Here is a 3,137-nt window from a genome sequence, read left to right on the forward strand (position 1 = left end):
ATATCGCCGCTGTGGAACAGGAGCGCGATGCAATGATGTCCGCCACAAAGGATGCTCCACATACAGCGCCTGGACCTGCGGCCGTGCTGAGTGCTCTCAAAGGGATTGGACCGGAGTTCGCCGCTATCCTCTGGGCCGAAGGGTTCTCTCGCCATTTTGACAACCGACGCCAAGTCGCCGCCTACGCAGGATTGGCACCCACGCCGTGGCAAAGCGGAACCATTGATCGTGAGCAAGGCGTATCGAAAGCGGGCAATCCACGGCTGCGCACGACGATGATCCAGCTCGCGTGGTTGTGGCTGCGGAACCAGCCGCATTCGGCACTCAGCCGTTGGTTTGCTCAGCGGGTTCAATCAAATGGGGGTCGGCTGAAACGGAGCACGATCGTTGCCCTGGCGCGCAAGCTGCTGGTGGCGCTGTGGAAGTACGCGGCGTTCGGCATCCTGATCGAAGGGGCCGTCATGAAGAGCGCGTGACGGCCGACCGGAACCCAGAACAGCAATCTCCCAGGGCTGATCAACCCTGGCGGATCCAGGTGAGCGAACCGCCTCAAAGTTTGGCTTCAAATGCCGCGCTTTAGAATGGACTCGTTCTCCTGAGCCTTTGCCGCAACGCAAGCGGGATAGTGGTGCAGCCGAACGAGACGGCGACCGTATGTGAGTTTGAAACGGCAACGGAAACGTGCCGCGTCGAGCGAAATGGCTCAGACTTTGGATACCGATGAAGCACCCTGAAAGGTTTCGCCATGGACAAATGAACTTGCCTTGACGCATCACTCCTCATGTGAGCTTTGAGAGCGGCTTTTGAAGCGCCAGGACTCGTTCCCCGTTTCGACGATCTCGCAATGGTGCGTGAGACGATCAAGCAGCGCGGTGGTCATCTTGGCGTCGCCGAAGACGGTCGGCCATTCCCCGAAGGCGAGATTGGTGGTGATGAGGACGCTGGTGCGTTCGTAAAGCTTTGAGACCAGATGGAAGAGCAATTGCCCGCCGGCCTGGGCGAAGGGAAGATAGCCGAGTTCATCGAAGACGACGAAGTCGAGCCGGGTTAGGTGATCGGCAATGCGGCCCTGGCGGCCGGAGCGGGCTTCGGTCTCAAGCCTGTTGACCAGGTCTACGACATTGAAGAAGCGCCCGCGTGCGCCGTTGCGGATGAGTGAGCGGGCAATGGCGATCGCCAGATGCGACTTTCCCGTGCCTGTTCCGCCGACCAGGACGATGTTGCGCTGATCGGCGACGAAGGCGCCGCCGGCGAGATCGCGGATCAGGGGTTCGTTGACCGGCGTGTCGGCGAAGTCGAAGTCGTCGATGTCCTTGGCCAGCGGCAACTTGGCGACGGCGAGCTGGTATTTGATGGAGCGGGCCTGCTTCTCCGATATCTCGGCCTGCAAGAGATCACCGACAATCCTGGGCGGCTCGTGCTGTCGCTTGATGGCGACGCCCATGATCTCGTCATAGGCGCTGCGCATTCCGTAGAGCTTCAGCGCTCCCATCAGTTCCAGTACCTCGGTGCGTTCCATGGCTGTTTGTCCTCCTGAGATTGTCATAGCGGGCGCAGTCGGCGACCGGCTCGTGAGCTAGCTTCAGCGCCTGGGGAATGGAAAGGATCGTGCCCGGCGCCGGATCGCGGCTGCGGGCCAGGATGTTGAGGATCACCGCCGCCGACGATGCGCCGTGCTCGATGGCTTCCTGACAGGCGGCCTCGACCGCGCTCAATCCGTCGGTCAGCACGCAGGTGAGGATCGACACCATCTGCCGATCGCCGTCATCAACCGCCTTAAGCTTGCGGCGCACCTTCTCCATTGCCGACGGCAGGACCCAGCCAAGGAACGGCGCGCCGTTGCGCAATCCGCCCGGCTTGCGGGCCAGCACCGGCACGTAGTGCCAGGGATCGTAGACGACCTCGTTGCGGCCAAAGGAGCGAACGTGTTCTCCCACGACCACGCCATCCTGGCGGATGACGATCCGATCGGCATAAGCATGGATCTCGACGGGCCGACCGACGGCACTCGACAGCACCGAGTATTTGTTGTTGTCGAAGCGCACCGTGCAGGTCTTCGACACCGACGCGGGAATGCAATGGAAGCCGTCGAAGCGACCGGCATAGGGAATGAAGCTGGCGCGTTCTTCTTCGAATACGTCCCAGATCGTGCGCTCGCCCTGTTCGGGATGCCGATGCGCCTTGGCATAGGCAACGCATTTGTCGGCCAGCCAGCCGTTGAGATCCTCCAACGTCTTGAAGCGCAGCCTCGGTGTGAAGAAGCGCTCGCGCACCAGCCCGACCTGGTTCTCGACTTGCCCCTTCTCCCAGCCGGCCGCCGGTGTGCAGGCCTCCGGCTCGACAAGGTAATGCCCGCACATCTGCGCAAAGCGGCGGTTGTAGCGGCGATCCCTGCCGATGAAGATCGCGTCCACCGCCGTCTTCATGTTGTCGTAGATGCCGCGCGTGCAGGCGCCGCGGAAGAAGGCGAACGCCCGGTCATGCGCGTCGAACACCATCTCCTGCGTCTCGCGCGGATAGGCCCTCACGAAGAACATGCGGCTGTGGCAGAGCCGCATGTGCGCGACCTTCACTGTCACCGTCACGCCGTCGAGCAGGACGATCTCGTGACTCCAGTCGAACTGGTAGGCCTCGCCAGGTGCAAAACTCAGCGGAATGTAGGCTTCGGCCACGGCGCTGCCGCGATCCGCCGCCCAGCTCTGAGCATGCCGCCACACCGAACTGTAGCTGCCGTCATAGCCGAGGCCGCGAAGCTCCTCGAAGATACGGATCAGCGTCAGCCGCTCCCGCTGCGGCTTGGCCGCATTCGCCGACAGCAGCCGGTCCAGCGTCTCACGCCAGGCTCCCATGCGGGGATAGGGCTGGTGCTTGCGCTCGTAGCGGAACTCCGTCTCCTCAGAACGCAGGACCTTGCGCACCACCTTGCGCGAGATCTTCAGCTCGCGGCAGATCGCCTTGATCGACTTCCCCTGGACCAGCGACAGCCGACGTATCTTTGCAATCGTCTCCAAAACCAACATCCAAAACACAAATGCCTCCGATCAAACCGGAGGCATCTTGATGACCCCATCGTTAAGGGGTCCCGTTTGGACGAAAATCACCCCTTAAACAGGGTCCTCATTCCACGAAAAATCACA

3 protein-coding genes are annotated in these 3,137 nt (G+C 61.7%); 1 reads left to right on the forward strand and 2 read right to left on the reverse strand.

Going from position 1 to position 3,137, the window contains the following annotated elements; translation table 11 throughout:
- A partial coding sequence (locus NKJ91_RS33415; protein ID WP_352458901.1) for a transposase occupies window positions 1-476 on the forward strand: 476 nt, incomplete at its 5' end.
- A gap of 296 nt (window positions 477-772) precedes the next feature.
- Here NKJ91_RS33415 and istB read toward each other — a convergent pair.
- Together istB and istA are read right to left on the reverse strand one after the other, a co-directional pair.
- Window positions 773-1,519: an IS21-like element helper ATPase IstB gene (gene istB / locus NKJ91_RS33420; protein WP_352458902.1), complete on the reverse strand. Its 747-nt coding sequence runs from the start codon at window positions 1,517-1,519 to the stop codon at window positions 773-775.
- Window positions 1,452-3,020, reverse strand: a complete 1,569-nt coding sequence (istA, locus tag NKJ91_RS33425) for an IS21 family transposase (RefSeq protein WP_352458903.1) — start codon at window positions 3,018-3,020, stop codon at window positions 1,452-1,454. The genes istB and istA overlap by 68 nt, the downstream gene beginning before the upstream one ends.
- Window positions 3,021-3,137 lie beyond the last annotated feature (117 nt).

The organism is Mesorhizobium sp. M0040, from assembly GCF_040323505.1.
Lineage (GTDB): Bacteria > Pseudomonadota > Alphaproteobacteria > Rhizobiales > Rhizobiaceae > Mesorhizobium.